General features: G+C 58.1%; 22 protein-coding genes. 9 read left to right on the forward strand and 13 right to left on the reverse strand.

From position 1 onward, the window contains the following. The first annotated feature begins 332 nt into the window (after window positions 1-332). A complete protein-coding gene (map, locus tag AC2FJV_RS14565) occupies window positions 333-1,145 on the forward strand; it encodes a type I methionyl aminopeptidase (RefSeq protein ID WP_271952408.1) in 813 nt (270 codons plus the stop codon). Here map and AC2FJV_RS14570 read toward each other — a convergent pair. The 4 genes from AC2FJV_RS14570 to AC2FJV_RS14585 are packed head-to-tail and all read right to left on the reverse strand — an operon-like array spanning window position 1,133 to window position 3,733. Further along, entirely contained in the window at window positions 1,133-1,312 is a 180-nt protein-coding gene (locus tag AC2FJV_RS14570; protein ID WP_496690245.1) for a hypothetical protein, read from the reverse strand. The two genes, map and AC2FJV_RS14570, sit on opposite strands and share 13 nt — an antisense overlap. 24 nt (window positions 1,313-1,336) lie before the next feature. Further along, complete coding sequence (locus tag AC2FJV_RS14575; protein ID WP_496694336.1) at window positions 1,337-1,984, reverse strand: HAD family hydrolase; 648 nt, start codon at window positions 1,982-1,984, stop codon at window positions 1,337-1,339. Beyond that, window positions 1,965-2,525 carry a 16S rRNA (guanine(966)-N(2))-methyltransferase RsmD gene (rsmD, locus tag AC2FJV_RS14580; RefSeq protein WP_496690247.1) on the reverse strand — a complete coding sequence of 187 codons (561 nt, stop codon included), beginning with the start codon at window positions 2,523-2,525 and terminating at the stop codon, window positions 1,965-1,967. Before rsmD ends, AC2FJV_RS14575 begins: the two co-directional genes overlap by 20 nt. After that, window positions 2,522-3,733 carry an NAD(P)/FAD-dependent oxidoreductase gene (locus AC2FJV_RS14585; protein WP_496690248.1) on the reverse strand — a complete coding sequence of 404 codons (1,212 nt, stop codon included), beginning with the start codon at window positions 3,731-3,733 and terminating at the stop codon, window positions 2,522-2,524. The genes rsmD and AC2FJV_RS14585 overlap by 4 nt, the downstream gene beginning before the upstream one ends. Before the next feature lie 99 nt (window positions 3,734-3,832). Here AC2FJV_RS14585 and AC2FJV_RS14590 point away from each other — a divergent pair, with 99 nt between their 5' ends. The 4 genes from AC2FJV_RS14590 to AC2FJV_RS14605 all read left to right on the forward strand — a co-directional run bounded on the left by AC2FJV_RS14590 (window position 3,833) and on the right by AC2FJV_RS14605 (window position 5,367). Then, entirely contained in the window at window positions 3,833-4,318 is a 486-nt protein-coding gene (locus tag AC2FJV_RS14590; protein ID WP_142638675.1) for a peroxiredoxin, read from the forward strand. Between the two features lie 102 nt (window positions 4,319-4,420). Beyond that, a complete protein-coding gene (locus tag AC2FJV_RS14595) occupies window positions 4,421-4,666 on the forward strand; it encodes a glycine zipper 2TM domain-containing protein (protein ID WP_271952399.1) in 246 nt (81 codons plus the stop codon). Window positions 4,667-4,677: 11 nt separating this feature from the next. Beyond that, entirely contained in the window at window positions 4,678-5,022 is a 345-nt protein-coding gene (locus AC2FJV_RS14600) for an EF-hand domain-containing protein (RefSeq protein WP_142638671.1), read from the forward strand. Between the two features lie 33 nt (window positions 5,023-5,055). Beyond that, window positions 5,056-5,367 carry a hypothetical protein gene (locus AC2FJV_RS14605; protein ID WP_281973287.1) on the forward strand — a complete coding sequence of 104 codons (312 nt, stop codon included), beginning with the start codon at window positions 5,056-5,058 and terminating at the stop codon, window positions 5,365-5,367. Here AC2FJV_RS14605 and AC2FJV_RS14610 read toward each other — a convergent pair. Genes AC2FJV_RS14610 through AC2FJV_RS14625 form a run of 4 tightly spaced genes read right to left on the reverse strand, consistent with a single transcriptional unit; the run spans window position 5,364 to window position 8,106 of the window. Continuing rightward, complete coding sequence (locus tag AC2FJV_RS14610) at window positions 5,364-5,657, reverse strand: 4a-hydroxytetrahydrobiopterin dehydratase (RefSeq protein WP_496690249.1); 294 nt, start codon at window positions 5,655-5,657, stop codon at window positions 5,364-5,366. The genes AC2FJV_RS14605 and AC2FJV_RS14610 overlap by 4 nt on opposite strands. Then, window positions 5,654-6,841: a GNAT family N-acetyltransferase gene (locus AC2FJV_RS14615; protein WP_496713994.1), complete on the reverse strand. Its 1,188-nt coding sequence runs from the start codon at window positions 6,839-6,841 to the stop codon at window positions 5,654-5,656. The genes AC2FJV_RS14610 and AC2FJV_RS14615 overlap by 4 nt, the downstream gene beginning before the upstream one ends. A gap of 45 nt (window positions 6,842-6,886) precedes the next feature. Continuing rightward, a complete protein-coding gene (locus AC2FJV_RS14620; RefSeq protein ID WP_281995692.1) occupies window positions 6,887-7,654 on the reverse strand; it encodes a glycerophosphodiester phosphodiesterase family protein in 768 nt (255 codons plus the stop codon). Then, window positions 7,651-8,106: a RidA family protein gene (locus AC2FJV_RS14625; RefSeq protein ID WP_142638661.1), complete on the reverse strand. Its 456-nt coding sequence runs from the start codon at window positions 8,104-8,106 to the stop codon at window positions 7,651-7,653. Before AC2FJV_RS14625 ends, AC2FJV_RS14620 begins: the two co-directional genes overlap by 4 nt. Window positions 8,107-8,451: 345 nt before the next feature. On the opposite strand from AC2FJV_RS14625, the gene AC2FJV_RS14630 reads away from it, so the two are divergent. After that, window positions 8,452-9,222 carry an MlaA family lipoprotein gene (locus AC2FJV_RS14630; protein WP_142638706.1) on the forward strand — a complete coding sequence of 257 codons (771 nt, stop codon included), beginning with the start codon at window positions 8,452-8,454 and terminating at the stop codon, window positions 9,220-9,222. Further along, window positions 9,212-9,820 (forward strand): MlaC/ttg2D family ABC transporter substrate-binding protein, encoded by a 609-nt coding sequence (locus AC2FJV_RS14635; RefSeq protein ID WP_142638660.1) that lies wholly within the window; start codon window positions 9,212-9,214, stop codon window positions 9,818-9,820. The genes AC2FJV_RS14630 and AC2FJV_RS14635 overlap by 11 nt, the downstream gene beginning before the upstream one ends. Window positions 9,821-9,822: 2 nt before the next feature. On the opposite strand, the gene AC2FJV_RS14640 is transcribed toward AC2FJV_RS14635, so the two are convergent. From AC2FJV_RS14640 to AC2FJV_RS14660, 5 genes are all read right to left on the reverse strand, one after another. Continuing rightward, a complete protein-coding gene (locus AC2FJV_RS14640) occupies window positions 9,823-10,155 on the reverse strand; it encodes a putative quinol monooxygenase (RefSeq protein ID WP_281973291.1) in 333 nt (110 codons plus the stop codon). 91 nt (window positions 10,156-10,246) lie between these two features. After that, on the reverse strand, window positions 10,247-11,344 hold the full coding sequence (locus AC2FJV_RS14645; protein ID WP_496713995.1) for an ABC transporter ATP-binding protein: 1,098 nt from the start codon (window positions 11,342-11,344) through the stop codon (window positions 10,247-10,249). 4 nt (window positions 11,345-11,348) lie between these two features. Beyond that, a complete protein-coding gene (locus AC2FJV_RS14650) occupies window positions 11,349-12,248 on the reverse strand; it encodes a carbohydrate ABC transporter permease (protein ID WP_496694332.1) in 900 nt (299 codons plus the stop codon). Next, complete coding sequence (locus AC2FJV_RS14655) at window positions 12,241-13,113, reverse strand: carbohydrate ABC transporter permease (RefSeq protein ID WP_142638652.1); 873 nt, start codon at window positions 13,111-13,113, stop codon at window positions 12,241-12,243. The genes AC2FJV_RS14650 and AC2FJV_RS14655 overlap by 8 nt, the downstream gene beginning before the upstream one ends. A gap of 56 nt (window positions 13,114-13,169) precedes the next feature. Then, entirely contained in the window at window positions 13,170-14,414 is a 1,245-nt protein-coding gene (locus AC2FJV_RS14660; protein WP_271952389.1) for an ABC transporter substrate-binding protein, read from the reverse strand. 214 nt (window positions 14,415-14,628) lie between these two features. On the opposite strand from AC2FJV_RS14660, the gene AC2FJV_RS14665 reads away from it, so the two are divergent. Both AC2FJV_RS14665 and AC2FJV_RS14670 read left to right on the forward strand, forming a co-directional pair. Next, on the forward strand, window positions 14,629-15,366 hold the full coding sequence (locus tag AC2FJV_RS14665; RefSeq protein WP_142638648.1) for a response regulator transcription factor: 738 nt from the start codon (window positions 14,629-14,631) through the stop codon (window positions 15,364-15,366). Then, complete coding sequence (locus AC2FJV_RS14670) at window positions 15,363-16,814, forward strand: sensor histidine kinase (RefSeq protein ID WP_142638646.1); 1,452 nt, start codon at window positions 15,363-15,365, stop codon at window positions 16,812-16,814. The genes AC2FJV_RS14665 and AC2FJV_RS14670 overlap by 4 nt, the downstream gene beginning before the upstream one ends. The last annotated feature ends 2 nt before the right edge of the window (window positions 16,815-16,816 follow it).

Below are 16,816 nucleotides of genomic sequence, written 5' to 3' on the forward strand. Positions count from 1 at the left end.
CTTGCCGTGGGGCTTCGGGAAGAAGGGCTCCAGAGGCGCCATTTGCGCATCCGTAAGCCAGAAGAGATCAGACATGTCCACCGCTCGTTTTTGAACCGTGAATCACGCCGCAAAACGGAAATCAATGGGGCCTGACCCTAAGCCGACATTAGCGCCCCCCTCCGACTGGGCAATGTGCTCAGAAAAAGCACGCGCCCAACAAAGGCGATCCGACCAATCCTTGAAGCCACGGCATTGATCCCCATCTTAACCCGCGACCGTGCGCCCTCTGGTACTTTCTGCACAAGCAGCGTAAAAAGGGTGCTGCGCGAAATATTTGGAGCCTCGCATCGATGAAAGAACATCGTGGCCGTCTGACCAAGGACGGTATCCGTATCTATGAACAGGGTGACTTTGCCGGCATGCAGGCGGCAGGGGCTTTGGCTGCGCGGATATTGGATGATATTGCCGATCATGTGTTCGTCGGCCAGACCACTGGCGCGATTGATGGGCTCATCACGCAGATGGTCGAGGATGCGGGCGCAACTTCGGCCACGATTGGATATAAGGGCTATCAGCATGCCAGCTGTATCAGCGTCAATCATGTGGTCTGCCACGGCATTCCCGGCGACAAAAAGCTGAAGGATGGCGATATCCTGAATATCGACGTGACCGTTATTGTCGACGGCTGGTTCGGGGATACCTCGCGCATGTATGTAGCGGGAAAGCTGCCACGCAAAGCCGAACGGTTGATCCAGATCACTCATGATGCCCTGTTCAAGGGCATCGAGATGGTCAAACCCGGCAACACGTTCGGCGATATCGGCCACGCGATTCAATCATTTGTCGAGGCACACCGGATGAGCGTAGTCCGCGATTTTTGCGGCCACGGGCTGGGCCGGGTCTTCCATGCACCGCCAAACGTTCTGCACTATGGCCGTCCGGGCACTGGTGCGGTTCTGGAAGAGGGCATGTTCTTTACCATCGAACCGATGGTCAATCTGGGCCGCCCCGAGACCAAGACGCTGGCCGATGACTGGACCGCCGTGACGCGCGACAAATCACTGTCGGCACAGTTTGAACACTCGGTCGGTGTAACGGCAGATGGGGTCGAGATCTTTACCCTGTCGCCAGGCGGTAAGTACCACCCGACTTATTCTTCCTGATCCGCGGCCTGTTCCCATAGCAGCTTTAGCAGCAAGGTTTCCGGCCCCCATGGCGTGACCGCATCATGGATGAAAACCGGCGCGCGCAGAGGTGTGCGCTGGGGATCGGTTGCGGTGTCAGCCTCTTGCGGAAGTGACCAATTCGACGGGGTCAGTGCACGGTCCATGCCCCGCAGGGTAACATGACAGGGTCAAATCCCCAAAAGCGCCGGGACCTGCGTCATGTCAGAGAAGACTTCGCCCCCCGCAGCGGCCAGTTTTTCACCGCCACCATGCGGCGCATAGGCCAAACAGCGCATATGTGCCCTGCTTGCTGCGGTCAGGCCGCTGAGGCTGTCCTCGATCACCACGGGGTTTACGGCGTTGAAACGCTCAGCCGCTGTCAGAAACAATGTCGGGTCCGGCTTGGCCGTTCCCAGGACATGGGCCGAAAAGGCGACATCGCGAAACCGATCCCATAACCCGTTCTGACCCAAAGTGATCTGCATCTTGTCCGGGCTGCCGTTCGAGGCGACACAGAAAGGCAACCCGTTTGCTTCGAGAACCGCCAACAGGTCCGCCACGCCGGGCATCAGCTGAACGCCAAGGCGGAGCCGGTCATAGGTTTCCGCATAGACCTCATCAACCCAGCCTGTGGGCAGCTCCGCGCCCAGCGCCCTTGCCTTGTCCCGCACCCCGGTCATGGTGCCCCCAACGAACAGCTTCATACTGTCTTCGATTGTCAGGTTCAGGCCATAACGGGCAAGATTGTCGACCAGTACCTGATTGGACAGCGGCTCACTGTCGACCAGGACTCCGTCGCAATCGAAGATCACCAGATCATGCATCCGGATCGCCATTCCACATCAGGGTGATATGCGTATCGCCATATTTGCGGCTGTTTTGCAGGACGAATCCTTCGGGCGGCTGCATGGGCGCGTTTTCCTCCCAGACCACAAGGGCGCCTTGTGCGAACCAGTCCTCTGACAGGGCAGCAATCGCCTTTTGCCCAAGGGATTTACCATAGGGCGGGTCCAGAAAGATCAGGTCATAAGGCGCTGCAGGATTGGCCCCCAACCGCGTGGCGTCGCGACGGATCAGCTCGGTACAGTCAGAACTACGGGTTAGGTCGATATTCTTGCGGATCAGGCCCTGTGACACGCGGCCATCATCGACAAAGCTCACATGTGCCGCACCGCGCGACAAGGCCTCAAGCCCCAGCGCACCGGTGCCTGCGAACAGGTCCAACACGCGCAGTCCGTCAAAATCAATCTGATGGGCCAGTACGTTGAACAGGCTTTCGCGCACCCGGTCTGTGGTCGGGCGCAGATGCGCGCCGGCGTCCCCCTTGCCGACCGAGGCCAAAGCTCGGCCTCGGAAGGCTCCGGCGATGATCCTCACGCTCTGAGCAGCGGTTTCAGGTCCGCATCCGGGTCGGCCACAATAGCAGGATCAGCTGTTTTTCCGCTTTCAATCAGACGCTTACCAACCATATAGGCACGCGGATCGTTCATCGCGTCGACCGCGATCAGCTGATCGCCCTTATAGTACCAGAAGGACACGGTCTGCCCGTCACCATTGCGGGTCACCACCCGGTCATACCCGGTGTTCAGGCCCGCGATCTGCAGTTTGACGTCATACTGATCCGACCAGAACCACGGGGTCGCAGTATAATCCTTTGCCGCGCCCAACATGTTCTGGGCAACAATCTCGGCCTGATCAATCGCGTTTGGCACGCTTTCCAGACGGATACGCCCGCCAGCATGCGGGAATGAGGCGCAATCGCCCGCCGCCCAGATCGACGGATCAGAGGTGCGCCCATGCGCATCGGTCTTGATGCCATTGTCCAGCTCAAGCCCGGCCATCTCGGCCAGTTGGGTTGCAGGAGCGATGCCAACGCCGACAACAACGAAATCGACCGCCAGTTCTGTTCCATCGGTCAGCACCGCGCCAGTGACCTTGCCGTTTTCACCCAGCAAACGGTCCAACCCGACGCCTTCGCGGATATCGGCGCCATATTCGGAATGCAGCGTTCTGAAATAGTCACTGGTTTCAGGGGCGGCGACCCGTTGCAGAATGCGGTCGGCCATTTCAACCAGGGTCACCTTGACCCCGCGCTTGGCGCAAACGGCTGCGGCCTCAAGCCCGATGTATCCCCCACCCACGATCAAAGCGCGCGCACCTTCAGAGACGAAGGGTTCCATTTCGTCCACATGGGCCAGATCGCGCACCACATGAACGCCGTCCAGATCGCCGCCAATAGCAGCGGGAAGGCGGCGCGGGTCTGATCCGGTGGTCAGGGCCAGCTCATCATAGGCAACAACCTGATCACCCAGCGTTACTGTCTTGGCCTGCGGGTCGATGTCGGTCACGCGCTGACCAAGGCGCAGGGTGATATTGTTATCGGTATAGAAGTTTTCGGGGCGCAGGAACAGGCGCTCTAGCCCCATCTCACCCAGAAGATAGGCCTTGGACAAAGGTGGTCTCTGATAGGGCAAATGCGGCTCCACGCCGATCAGAGTAATCTCGCCGTCGAACCCATCTTTGCGCAGCCGGGCGACAAGCGAAGCACCTGCCTGGCCGGCGCCAATCACGACAATATGGCTCATATTCCCCTCACCCTGTCGAATTCCCGTGGTCACTTTTGTTAGCTCACCTATATTGCGGCTAGGCCCGACTCTGCAAATCCAAATGACAGGAGCGAAAAAATGATTTCAACAGGTGACACTCTGCCCGACGCCACATTGACCCAAATGGGGGCAAATGGCCCTGAAGAGGTCCGCGTTTCGGACAAGACCAAAGGGCGCAAGGTTGTCATTTTCGCCGTGCCCGGCGCCTATACCGGCACGTGCACAACGGCGCATGTTCCAAGCTTTATGCGTACCAAAGACCAGTTCGATGCAAAAGGCGTGGAAGAAATCATCTGCATCTCGGTCAACGACCCCTTTGTCATGAGCGCCTGGGGCGAGTCCACCGGCGCAACTGCGACTGGCCTAACCATGTTGGCCGATGCGGCGTCTGAATTCACCAAAGCCATCGGGATGGATTTCGACGCCCCGCCCGTTGGTCTGATCGGCAGGTCCAAGCGCTATGCGATGCTGGTCGAAGACGGCAAAGTGGTCGCCATGAACCTGGAGGAAAATCCCGGCGTCTGCGAGATTTCCGCAGGTGAAGGGCTGTTAGAGGTTATCTGACCTGATCTGGCCCCAGTGCTGCTGGGGCCATTTTCGCAATTTAACTTGCGGCACTCTCATGATGGGCGAATACTTGGTACATATTCATCAGGGAGTTTGTTTATGAACCTAAAGACATTTACCTTTCTTTTAGGTCTGACCGGCGCACTTGGCGCTTGTGGACCGGCCCCTACCCCGCAGCAACAGGCCGCACGACAGCATGAGATCGCCTGCCTGAGCGGCACAGTGGGTGGTGCCTTGCTGGGCGGTGTCATCGGCAATCAGTTTGGCGGCGGTTCCGGGAAAACCATCCTGACGGCAGCGGGTGCTGCGGTCGGCGGCGTTGAAGGTCAGAGGTTCGCATGTTGAGAGGGATGAAGATGAAAACCGCAATCGTCCTGTCGATGTTGTCCCTGGCGGGTGCCGCAACGGCCGAAACCGTGGCAGAGCTGCATGAGAATGAGCTTAAGGCCATCGACACCAATAATGACGGCTTCCTGTCGAAAGATGAGTTCGACGCCTTTTCCGACTATGCGTTCCAGACGATGGATGAGGACAAGAACGGCACATTGGGCCTGGATGAAGCCAAGCCGTTTCTGGATATAAAGCAATTCCAAAAGGTTGACCGGGACCGGGATAGTAATATTTCAAGAACGGAATACGATCAGCATATGACCGAAGATTTTATTTCTGCCGATCAGAACAGCAACGGTCAACTGGATTAGGCTCTGCGGCCCTGGACCAGACAGGAGTATGCAATGACCAAATGGAGCGCTCTTTTTGCGTTGGGGTTGCTTGCGGCATGTGATGTGCCGCAGGCCCCTATTGTGACCGGCCCTGATGGCCAACCGAGGATAGAGATCAGTACCAATGGCCTGACCTGCTATGACCGGCGTTGTCTCGACATCAACCCCGCAGCACGGTCCGTGCGCATGATCGGCAACAGAACTACCCGGATACCTGCCGAAATCGACGTTAGTGACAACCTGGTCACCCCAGCCGAGTTCAGGCGGCTGGGTCAGGTTGCCAGCCTTGCCGGTGGTGTCGGATCACGCGGTGACAGCGGCTAGACCAGGCTGTCCATCTTGCGGGCCAGTTTGGCGTCCAGCGCCGAAAGCCCGCCGACATCATGGGTGGACAGCGTCACCTCGACCGTGCGGTAGACATTGAACCATTCGGGATGATGGTTCCATTTCTCGGCAAACATGGACACTTGGGTCATCCAGCCAAAGGCGTGGACGAAATCTTCGAAGGTAAAGGTCTTGGTGATCGCATCCCGGTCCTTGACCATGGTCCAGCCGCTTTTGAACAGCGGGTCCAGCAAGGGGCCACGGGTCTCGGTCGACAGAAGTTCAGTCATTGGTGTTCCTCCGGGTTCGACTTTCTGAACGGGCCATAATCAGTCAGAATCTCGATTTCTTCTCCCACTGCTTGGGCCTCGGCGTCCAGATATTTTTTGATCGCATCGGCAAAGCTGGGGTCATTGACCCAGTGCAGGCTGTGCGTGCGCGTGGGAAGATAGCCGCGCGCCAGCTTGTGTTCGCCCTGCGCCCCTGCCTCGACCCGGGCCAGGCCTTGCGCAATGGCAAAGTCGATTGCCCTATAATAGCACAGTTCGAAATGCAGGCAGGCATGATGTTCGACGCAGCCCCAGTAACGGCCATAAAGCGTCTCGCGCCCGATAAAGTTCAGCGCCCCCGCAATCGGATACCCGCCGCGCTCGGCCAGAACCAATGCCATGTCATCCGCCATGGTTTCCTGAGCGATATCAAAGAATTGCCGCGTCAGATAGGGCACGCCCCATTTCCGAGCGCCGGTATCCTGATAGAACTCCCAGAACGCGTCCCAATGTTCAGGGCGCAGGTCATCACCCGTCAACGCGCGGATTTCGCCGCCAAAGGCGCAGGCCTGCGCGCGTTCCTTGCGAATGTTCTTGCGTTTGCGCGAGGATAAAGCGGCCAGAAATCCATCGAAATCCGCATACCCGTCGTTCAGCCAGTGAAATTGCTGGGAATGGCGCGGCATCAGGCCCATCTGCGCGCCAGCCAGCGCCTCATCTTCGGTGCAAAAGGTCGCGTGGACAGAGGAAACCTGATTGTCCGCCGCCAGCTGCACCGCCCCCTGCACCAAGGCGGACATGCCCACCGCCTGATATCCCGGCCGCAGCAGAAAGCGACGCCCGGTGGCCGGGGTGAACGGTACGGCAATCTGCAGTTTGGGATAATACCGCCCGCCGGCGTTTTCATAGGCATGCGCCCAGTTGTGGTCGAAGATATATTCGCCCTGACTATGCGATTTGGCGTACATCGGGGCGGCCCCGATCAACATTCCATCCAGATAAACCGTCAGGTATTGCGGCTGCCAGCCGGTACCCGGCCCGACCGACCCGCTCTCCTCCAAAGCCAAAAGAAAGCGATGAGTGGTAAAGGGATCAAGCGGACGGCCCCAATCCGCAGTCTCGGGGCAGGCACAGCTGTCCCACTCTGCCGCAGTAATCTGCGAGAGCGATCCAAGTACCCGAACCTCGATTTGTGCCTGATCCATGTGCCCTCTGCGTTTGATCTTTATCTGTGACGGAAGGGGCGCGGTTCAAGCCGGATGCGCAGCTATGTACCCTTCGAAAGTCACATTATCGGCAATCTTGCGAGCCTCGGCCTCTTGCGCGGCCGAGCGAACGGTCCAGCACAGGACCGGAACACCCTGCGCCTTCAGCTCGGCAACCCTTGGGCGGGACAAGTCTTCGACTTCGTGGCTGATGAAACTGGCCCCGACCCTTACGAAATCCGGGATGTCCCGCAGGTAATCGCACACCGCCGCAGGCAAAAGTTCGACTTTGGGCTGATACGAACAGGTCGTGATCCCCCTGGGCAAATGCGGCGCCAACCGCGCCAGTTCAGCCACCGAATTGGGGTTGAACGACATCAGCGCCACCGGACCTTCATAACCCTCAAGGGCTCGTACAGTATCGCGCTCGAGCGGGCCCACATTCGGGCCCATCACACCGTCCTGATCCTTAAGCTCGATCAGCAGGGGCACCTTGCCCGCCACGATTTCCAGCACATCATCCAGTGTCGGAATACCGTCATCAGCGTGCAACAGCTGTGTCTCGGACGCTACCTGCGCCGAAATCTGCCGAACTGGCCCCGGTCGCCCGGTCAGTCGCCCCAGGTCATAGTCGTGAAAGACCAAAGCCCGGTTGTCGGCGCTCAACTGCAGATCAATCTCAATCCCGTAACCGGCCTTAACAGCGGCACGAACCGCCGCCCGGCTGTTTTCCGGGCGGTTGTCCAATTTGTCGTGCAGGGCCCGATGCGTGATCGGGGCCTGTAGGAACGTAGCGGGCAGTACCGGGGTCATGCGATCTCGAAGATGCCTTCGATCTCAACCGCGACGCCCAACGGCAACGACGCTGCACTCACGGCCGAGCGCGAATGGCGACCAGCCTCGCCCAGCGCCTCGACCAGAAAGTCCGACGCACCATTGATCACCTGCGGCTGGTCGGTGAAATCGGCGGTTGAATTCACAAACCCTGTCAGTTTGATCACACGCACCAGCTTTTCTATATCGCCACCGCAAGCAGCCTTGACCTGCGCCAGAAGATTGATCGCGCAGACCTTGGCAGCCGCAGCACCCGCTGCAACATCCATGTTATCACCCAGCTTGCCGGTGATCAGTTCCGCATCCTTGGAAATCTGTCCTGAAACGTAGACGATATTGCCGACCCGCACGAAAGGCACATAGTTGGCGGCGGGCGCCGGCCCGTCCGGCAGACTGATTCCCAGGCTTTCCAGTTTTGCTGCGATACTCATCGGTTGATCCTCACCTGATATAGACTCGGCCGGACGCTATCCGGGATCGTTCGGCTGGAAAAGTGTGAAACCAGTAAAACTGCGGTCAGTGGCGTATTAAGCGTAACTTCTCTTATCCCGAGGTGTTGAACTTGTGTCACTTTACCTGATGCAGTCGGCCGGGTTAAACGCGAACTGTTTCAAAATGGGACCAAAACCTTTATGTGACGACAGATTGAGCCGCAAAATGGCCGCAGGCATTATTGATTGAGCGTCCAGCCCCACTCACAAAACGGCTGGCGCGTTTGGAGTTGAAATACCGTGTTGAGCAAGATCAGATTCAAGCCCCTGATTGTCGTGACCCTGATGACCGTTCTTGGCGCTTGTGCGTCCCAACCCGCCGATCAGGCCGCGCGAGGCGATACTTTCGATCCCTACGAGAATACAAACCGCGGCATTCACAAGTTCAATCTGGGCGTCGACCGGTTCCTGTTCCGTCCGGCCTCGAAAGGCTATGTGAAGATCGTGCCCGATCCGATGGTGACCAGTTTCAACCATTTTGCCGAAAACCTGACTATGCCGGGTCAGGCTCTGGATTATCTGCTGCAGGGCAATCTGAAGCAGTCGGGCAATGCCCTACTGCGGTTCCTCATCAATACGACCGTTGGTGGCGCGGGTCTGTCTGACCCGGCCAGCGAATTGAACCTGCCGCCCGTGGATACCGATTTCGGTGAAACCCTGCACGTCTGGGGTTTTGGCGAAGGTGCCTATGTGGAATTGCCCTTCTATGGTCCCTCAACATCCAGGGATGCGGTCGGCGTCGTCGTCAACCTGTTTTCGAACCCGATCAACTTCACACCAGTGCGCCCGGTTGAGAATATCGGCGTCTACGCCGAAATCGTAAGGCGGATGGGCGACCGTGGACGGTTCTCGGACACAGTCGATTCCATCCTCTATGAAAGTGCTGACAGCTATAAGCAGGCACAAACAATTTACCTGCAAAATCGACGTTTCGAACTGGCACGCGATGATGAGGACGCCTATCTGGGATTGTATGACGATCCCTATGCAGATATCGGGACCGACCCTGTCAGAGACCCCTACCTTGACCCCTACGAGGATCCATATGCCGAGTAATTATTTGAAGAGAAGAGAGTTTATTGCATCTGGCATCGCCGGCCTGGCGCTAGCCACCCTCCCTTTGCCAAGCTTTGCACAGACAGAGGCCAGTGCAAAAGCGTTGGTCGTTAGCGTTGTGGATGACATCAACCGCGTCATCAGTTCGGGAAAATCCGAAAAGAGCATGATCCGCGATTTTGAAAAGATCTTCGTGCAATATGCCGACGTTCCGATCATGGCCCGCTATGTGCTGGGGGCCGATGGCCGCTCGGCCAGTGCGTCACAGATAAAGCAGTTCACCGACGCGTTTCAGGGCTATATCTCGAACAAATACGGACGTCGCTTTCGCGAGTTCATTGGCGGCGAGGTGACCGTTCGAAATGCGCGCAAGATCAAAGCCGGATACGAGGTGCGTACCTCGGTCAAGCTGCAGGGCTCCTCGCCCTTTGAGGTGACCTTCCTGGTGTCCGACAAATCCGGCCGCGACAAATTCTTCAACATGTTTATCGAAGGCGTGAACATGCTGCTGACCGAACGTACCGAGATTGGCGCCATGCTGGACGCGCGCGGCGGTGATCTGAACCGTCTGATCAAGGATATGAAGCGAACCGGGTGAATTCACAGCGATTTGCTGCAGTCAAAACTTTCAAATCCGATCGTAGTTTCGACCAGTTCGGCCTCATAGTGTGCGATCATTGGCATTGCAATGGGTTCGATCTGGTCATTCCAGACCGCCTCACCATAGAAGCTGTCCTTTATCCTGTCGCGTTCTTCCAACGAAGAAAACGCGCGCATCCAATGCACCTTGTCAGGATTTTCCAGGTCTCTGAGCGGCCCAAACACAAGCATTCCTGCATCCCGCAACGCAGCGCGATTGTGTTTCTCAAAGAATTCTATGAACGCTTCTCGGCGGCCCGGTTTTAGTGTGTAATGTCGAATTTCCAGTATCATCATATACCCCGGGCAATCTCGTTGGCCTGACATGGCGTCAGTACTTGGCGAAATTGCCCGAGTTTAGCAAGAACAAGTCCTGCGCAGTGCGCTAGTTCAACCGCTCGCCGGTTTCCTTGGCAAAATAGGACACTTTGCTCATGTCAAAGGCCAGGTTCAGCTCTTGTCCGGCCTGGGCGCTGGTTTCCGCGTGCAGGCGCGCAGTGACCTGTTTGCCGCCCAGTTCGGACACTACATAGGTGTCAGCTCCGGCAGGTTCGACCATGTCGACCATGCAGACCGCCTCCTGCACACCGTCGCCTGCGCGGAATCCGGCCTCGGCGATATCCTCGGGGCGCAGGCCCAGAATCACGTCCTGCGGCAGCGACAGATCACGGGCATCCTTGAGAACCAGCGTTTCACCGGATGACCGCTCAATGGCGATTTCGGTGCCCGTGCCGTTCTTGGTGGCCTTTGCAGGGATCAGGTTCATCGCAGGCGAGCCCATGAAATCGGCGACGAACAGGTTGGCGGGGTTGTTATAGATCTCGGCCGGGCTGCCGATCTGTTGCACGATCCCGCCTTTCAGAACCACAATCTTGGTGGCCAGCGTCATCGCCTCGATCTGGTCGTGGGTGACATAAACGATCGAGGCATCCAGCGTCTGGTGCAGCTTCTTGATTTCGGTCCGCATCTCGACCCGCAGCTTGGCGTCCAGGTTTGACAGCGGTTCGTCAAACAGGAACAGCTTGGGGTCGCGCACCAGAGCCCGGCCCATCGCCACACGCTGCCGCTGACCACCCGACAGTTGGCTGGGGCGGCGATTCAGCAACGGCTCGATCTGCAGCAGCGAGGCGACCTCTTTCAGCTTGGCGTCCTGTGTGGCCTGATCGACGCCGCGCACCTTCATGCCAAAGGTGATGTTCTTGGCCACCGACATGGTCGGGTACAGGGCATAGGACTGGAACACCATCGCGATGTCGCGGTCTTTGGGGCTGACATGGGTCATGTCCTTGCCTCCGATCGACAGCGTCCCGCCTGAGATCGGCTCAAGCCCGGCGATGCAGTTCAGCAAGGTGGATTTACCACAGCCCGATGGGCCGACCAGCACCAGAAAGTCGCCCGGTTCGATCGAGATGTTGATATCCTTCAGGATCTCGGTTGCGCTGTAGTTCTTGTACAGCTTGTTGATATCAAGGATGGGAGCCATCATTCTATCCCTTCACAGAGCCAGCGGTCAGGCCGCGGATGAAATACTTACCGGCAACGACATAGACGAGCAGCGTCGGCAGACCCGCGATGATCGCGGCGGCCATGTCGACATTGTATTCTTTGACACCGGTGGTGGAGTTTACGATGTTGTTAAGCGCCACAGTCACAGGCTGTGTGCCCGCCTGGCTGAACGACACGCCGAACAAGAAATCATTCCAGATCTGCGTGAATTGCCAGATCACGGTTACCACGATGATCGGCAGTGACAGTGGCAGGAAGATCGACCAGAAAATCCGCAGGAACCCGGCCCCATCGACGCGAGCGGCCTTGGTCAGCTCGGCCGGGATAGAGACATAATAGTTGCGGAAAAACAGCGTGGTGAAGCCAAGACCATAGATTACGTGGACAAAAATCAGACCCGGAATGGTTCCGGCAATACCCATCATGCCCAGAAGGCGCGCCATCGGCAGCAGGACGACCTGAAACGGAATGAAGCAACCAAACAGCATCAGCGAGAAGATGATGTTAGCCCCTTTGAACCGCCACTGCGCGACAACGTAACCATTCAGAGCACCCAGCAGGGTCGAGATGGCCACCGCAGGCACCGCAATCAGGACCGAGTTCCAGAAGTAAGGCCGCAGACCTTCGCATTGGATACCCGTGCAGGCGCCCGACCAAGCGGTTTTCCAGGCCTCGAAACTCACCTCACGCGGTAACGATATCAGACTACCGGTACGGATTTCCTCAAGACTTTTGAGCGATGTCGTCAACATCACAAATAATGGCATCAGGTAATACAGCGCGAACAGGCACAGCACCACGTAAAGCAGCCAGCGCAGGACGATTTTGCTCATGTTACTTTGACTGCGGGTTTGGGTGTGGGGCATCGACAGATCAGTCATTTTTAGCCCTCAATTCTGAGTAGAGATAAGGAACCACGATGGCAAAGACGACCAGCATCATGATCATTGCAGAAGACGCCGCCTGACCGATATCGCCGCGCGAAAAGGCCATCGCATACATGTAAGTGGCGGGCAGATCGGTGGCATAACCCGGGCCGCCGCCAGTCAGGGCGATGACAAGGTCAAAGCTTTTGATTGCCAGATGCGCCAACACGATGAAAGCGGACAGGAAAATCGGGGCCATCGACGGGATGATGATCGCGGTATAGATACGCCATGTTGGAATACCATCGACCTGTGCGGCCTTGATGATCTCGCCATCGACCGAGCGCAGACCGGCCAGAAACAGCGCCATCACAAAGCCCGAGCTCTGCCAGAGTGCAGCGATCACAATAGTGTAGATCGCGTAATCGGGGTTCACCAGCCAATCGAATTCGAAGTTGGGAAAGCCCCAACCCTGCACCATGGACTCAATCCCCAGACCGGGGTTCAGGATCCACTTCCACGCCGTGCCCGTGACGATCATCGACAGCGCCATGGGGTAGAGATAGATTGTTCGGATCGCTCCTTCGACGCGGATTTTCTGATCCAGCAGGATGGCCAGCAGCAGGCCCAGCAGCATCGCGATCACGATGAACAGAGTACCAAAGATATACAGGTTGCCAATCGCCGTATCCCAGCGAGGAGAGTCGAACAGGCGCTCATACTGGATGAAGCCATGGATCTCGTATTTCGGCAGCAGTTTTGAGCGTGTAAGCGACACCCATGCGGTCCATCCGATAAATCCGTAGACAAAGATCAATACGGCGATGAACGACGGTGCCAGCACCACCTTGGGCAGGTGGTTTTCCAGCCATTCGGACATGTTTTCCTCCGGGGAAAGATGCTCTGCCCCACACCTTGGGGGCAGAGCGTATTGGATCAGTAGCTGTTGGCCACCGCGTCCGCCAGTTGCTGAACCGCGTCAGCCGAGGACATATCCGAGTTGAAATGCGCGGTCACAACATCTGTGATCGCACCAGCCTGCGACCCGCGCAGCGCCATGCCATGGGCATAAGACGGCAGCAGTGAACCACCTGCCGAGGTCGAGCCCATGTCTTCGGCCGAGATTTGCGCGCAGATGTCAAAGGCATCCAGCGACACATCGGTCCGGGCCGGGATCGAACCTTTGTTCAGGTTGAACACTTCCTGAAAGTTCGGTGCAACAATCAGCTTGGCCAGCAATTCCTGACCGGCGCGATTGTCGTCGCCCTCAACCTCGAACATGGCAAAACTGTCGACGTTATACAGATATCCATCGCCGGGGGTCGAGGCGCAGAGGAAATCCTCACCAGGCTTCTTGCCCGCTGCCAGGAATTCGCCCTTGGCCCAGTCACCCATGATCTGAAAGGCCGCTTCGCCGTTCATCACCATCGCGGTGGCAAGGTTCCAGTCGCGACCCGAGAAATTCTCGTCCACATAACCACGCAGGGTGCGCATTTGGTCAAAGACCTGGATCATTGTGTCCGAGGTCAACGCCTCGGGGTCCAGATCGACCAGGGCTTTCTGATAGAATTCCGGTCCGCCAAGACCCAGCGCGACGGCTTCGAAAACCGTAGCGTCCTGCCAGGCCTGACCGCCATGCGCCAGCGGGATCACACCGGCGGCCTGCAGTTTTTCGGCTGCGGCGTTGAACTCGTCCCATGTGGTCGGCATCTCAATTCCGTTTGCGGCCAGCACATCGGCATTGGCCCAAATCCAGTCGATGCGGTGAACGTTCACCGGCGCCGCGCACCAAGTGCCTTCGCACATCATGTGACCGGCGATCGACGCGGGCAGAACCTCGGCCCAGCCCTCGGCGGCGGCCACGTTCGAGATATCGGCCAGTACGCCCTCTTCATACCATTCCTGAATCGCCGGGCCTTTCAGCTGAACCGCTGTCGGCGCGTTGCCTGCCAGAACCCGCGCCCGCAGCGCTGTCATGGCCGCATCACCGCCGCCGCCTGCGACAGGCATATCGGTCCATGTGCCCCCGTTCGAGGCAAACTCTTCCTGAAGCACGGCCACCGATTTGGCCTCGCCACCGGATGTCCACCAATGCAAGACCTCCGCCTGTGGTTCGGCCACCACAGATGATCCGGCTGCGACGGCCAATGCGGACACAGTCGCAAAAGAAAATCGTTTCATGTTTTCTCCTCCCTGAGAATTCGGTGCCAGTCAAAATGGCAATGCCGCAATACTGTGTCCCTATCTGAGTCTGACAACGCTAAATCCGGGCCAATACCCGGGAATGGCGCAAATTTTCACCGCTTTTGTTACAGCGTGTTACGTTAGCATTGAATCTGTTTCCGTTCGTTACAATGGACGAAGTTTGGGGCCAGAGAACAGGAGGACGAACACTGTGAGCATTCCGCGGCTGTTGGTGGTGGATGACGACCCTGAAATGCGGTCGATGATGACCCAGTTCCTGCAACAGAATGGCTTCATTGCGCTGCCCGCCAGTTCCGAAAGCGAAATCCGCGCCCATCTCAAGTCGGGTCGGATCGACCTGATTCTGTTGGATGTGATGCTGGGGGATGAAAACGGCGTTGATATCTGTGCCCGCCTGCGGGCCGAACAGGACGTGCCGATCATTCTGGTCTCGGCCTTGTCCGCCGATCATCAACGCATGGCCGGGTATGAGGTGGGCGCCGACGATTACATCGCCAAGCCTTTTAATCCGCAACTGATGCTGGCTCGCGTACGCGCCGTCATGCAACGGGCGCGTCGTACACCTTCGCTTGCCTATCGCCGCCGCACCCGCTCCTTTAGGTTTGACGGCTGGCTCTATGACGGCAAACGGGACGAAGTGCATTCGCCCGACGGATATCTGGTATCCCTGTCGCAGCGAGAAACAGCAATGCTCAAGGTTTTTCTGGCCAACCCGCATATTCCCCTGACCCGGGATGAAATCGCCGCGGCCCTGGATGTAACAGGCGCTAATGACAAGAGCGAAGGCCAGGGACGCGCCATCGACATGCTGGTCGGGCGGCTGCGATCCAAGATCGAAGCCAACCCCAAAGACCCGCAAATGCTGAAGACCGAACGCGGTGTGGGCTATATCTTTGCCGCAGAGGTGTCTGTGGACGAAACCGCATGACCGTCCGCGCCACGCGCCTGCGCAGCCTGGGCTGGATCTGGACCTGCGCCGCTTTTACCTCGGGGTTGCTGGCCGCAGGCCTTTGGTTCGCCTCGGCCCGGGCATGGCAGGAATTCCAGACCCGTGCATATGTTGCCGGGTTCGCTATTTACGAGGATTTGCGCATCGGTAAATCCCCACCGCCAGGCATCTCCATCGTACCATTGCCGCCCAAAGCAGCCAGCCTGGCGGATGCCGGGCAGTTTGAGCAACTTCCCGGGTTTTCGGATCGCAGCTTTGTCACCAACCTGTCGATCCTGACTGACAGCTCAGCACCCGTTTCAGGCCGAGAGCTGACGCTGGCTGTGATGTCAGACCGGCTAGTTTACCCGGTGTCCGACATCCTCTCCGGCATCGACCAGACCGGCCCTGAGAAAATGGGCAACCTGACCCGGCTTTTGGCGACCTATTGCAGCGAACCGATACTGATCGCCCGCTATGGGCGCGGCGCATGGCAACAGGTGGACGGGACAGATATCTGGGGATGCCGTGCAGCCCCAACCGACCTGCGTCTGCCTACGATTCTGGTCGCTATTGTCGCGCTGGCGGTGATCCTGACCTCGGTGGGCAATGTATCAGACAGTTTCACCCGCTTTTCTACTGCCTTGCGCGACCGCAAAAGGCGGGGTGGGCCGAACAGTTATGAGGCCGATGGCCCGGCCGAACTGCGCGACATCGTCTCTGCCGTGAACGAGCATCTGGACGCAGAGCGCATGCAACTGGAAAAGCGCGCCACTGTTTTATCGGGTGTCAGCCACGATCTGGGCACCCCGGCCACCCGCGTCCGGCTGCGTGCCGCATTGATCCCAGATGCCGAGCTGCGCGAAAAACTTGAGGCCGATGTCGATCAGATGACCGGCATGATCGAAAGCGTTCTGACCTACACACGGTCCGAGCTGAGCATCGAAGAACCGCGGCAGATTTCACTGACGTCGCTGGTCGAGGCTCTGGTCGCGGACTATCAGGATATGGGACTGCCGGTGACCCTGAAAAAGCTGGCCCCAGTGGCGGTACAGGGCGGCACGTCCGTTTTCATGTCGCGCCGAGGGCATGGATCCCTGCCCGAGACCCGGCGGATACTGGTCGTTGGCAGGCCAATTTCGCTAAAGCGCGCCCTGACCAACCTGATCGACAATGCGCTGAAATATGGGCGCCATGCCGAGGTTCAGCTGGAAACCGATGCCAAAATAGCAACCATCACCGTCGAGGACAAAGGGGCCGATCTGTCCGTCTCGGATATCGAAGCCCTGATGGCCCCGTTCCGGCGCGGGTCAAACTCCGGGTCTTCGGATGGGTTTGGTCTGGGACTGACAATCGCGGCGACAATCGCGGAACAGCATGGCGGCACCCTCAGCTTCGAAGCCGGAGAGCAAGGCCTGCGCGCACGTCTGCAGATCACCAGGCAGTGACG

It is taken from the genome of Ruegeria sp. CDSA241 (assembly GCF_059611265.1).

Excerpts from the sequence above, each read along its gene's own strand:
- map (WP_271952408.1), top strand. The coding sequence starts at position 333 with ATGAAAGAACATCGTGGCCGTCTGACCAAGGACGGTATCCGTATCTAT.
- AC2FJV_RS14570 (WP_496690245.1), bottom strand. The coding sequence starts at position 1,312 with ATGGACCGTGCACTGACCCCGTCGAATTGGTCACTTCCGCAAGAGGCT.
- AC2FJV_RS14575 (WP_496694336.1), bottom strand. The coding sequence starts at position 1,984 with ATGGCGATCCGGATGCATGATCTGGTGATCTTCGATTGCGACGGAGTC.
- AC2FJV_RS14585 (WP_496690248.1), bottom strand. The coding sequence starts at position 3,733 with ATGAGCCATATTGTCGTGATTGGCGCCGGCCAGGCAGGTGCTTCGCTT.
- AC2FJV_RS14590 (WP_142638675.1), top strand. The coding sequence starts at position 3,833 with ATGATTTCAACAGGTGACACTCTGCCCGACGCCACATTGACCCAAATG.
- AC2FJV_RS14595 (WP_271952399.1), top strand. The coding sequence starts at position 4,421 with ATGAACCTAAAGACATTTACCTTTCTTTTAGGTCTGACCGGCGCACTT.
- AC2FJV_RS14600 (WP_142638671.1), top strand. The coding sequence starts at position 4,678 with ATGAAAACCGCAATCGTCCTGTCGATGTTGTCCCTGGCGGGTGCCGCA.
- AC2FJV_RS14605 (WP_281973287.1), top strand. The coding sequence starts at position 5,056 with ATGACCAAATGGAGCGCTCTTTTTGCGTTGGGGTTGCTTGCGGCATGT.
- AC2FJV_RS14610 (WP_496690249.1), bottom strand. The coding sequence starts at position 5,657 with ATGACTGAACTTCTGTCGACCGAGACCCGTGGCCCCTTGCTGGACCCG.
- AC2FJV_RS14615 (WP_496713994.1), bottom strand. The coding sequence starts at position 6,841 with ATGGATCAGGCACAAATCGAGGTTCGGGTACTTGGATCGCTCTCGCAG.
- AC2FJV_RS14620 (WP_281995692.1), bottom strand. The coding sequence starts at position 7,654 with ATGACCCCGGTACTGCCCGCTACGTTCCTACAGGCCCCGATCACGCAT.
- AC2FJV_RS14625 (WP_142638661.1), bottom strand. The coding sequence starts at position 8,106 with ATGAGTATCGCAGCAAAACTGGAAAGCCTGGGAATCAGTCTGCCGGAC.
- AC2FJV_RS14630 (WP_142638706.1), top strand. The coding sequence starts at position 8,452 with ATGACCGTTCTTGGCGCTTGTGCGTCCCAACCCGCCGATCAGGCCGCG.
- AC2FJV_RS14635 (WP_142638660.1), top strand. The coding sequence starts at position 9,212 with ATGCCGAGTAATTATTTGAAGAGAAGAGAGTTTATTGCATCTGGCATC.
- AC2FJV_RS14640 (WP_281973291.1), bottom strand. The coding sequence starts at position 10,155 with ATGATACTGGAAATTCGACATTACACACTAAAACCGGGCCGCCGAGAA.
- AC2FJV_RS14645 (WP_496713995.1), bottom strand. The coding sequence starts at position 11,344 with ATGGCTCCCATCCTTGATATCAACAAGCTGTACAAGAACTACAGCGCA.
- AC2FJV_RS14650 (WP_496694332.1), bottom strand. The coding sequence starts at position 12,248 with ATGACTGATCTGTCGATGCCCCACACCCAAACCCGCAGTCAAAGTAAC.
- AC2FJV_RS14655 (WP_142638652.1), bottom strand. The coding sequence starts at position 13,113 with ATGTCCGAATGGCTGGAAAACCACCTGCCCAAGGTGGTGCTGGCACCG.
- AC2FJV_RS14660 (WP_271952389.1), bottom strand. The coding sequence starts at position 14,414 with ATGAAACGATTTTCTTTTGCGACTGTGTCCGCATTGGCCGTCGCAGCC.
- AC2FJV_RS14670 (WP_142638646.1), top strand. The coding sequence starts at position 15,363 with ATGACCGTCCGCGCCACGCGCCTGCGCAGCCTGGGCTGGATCTGGACC.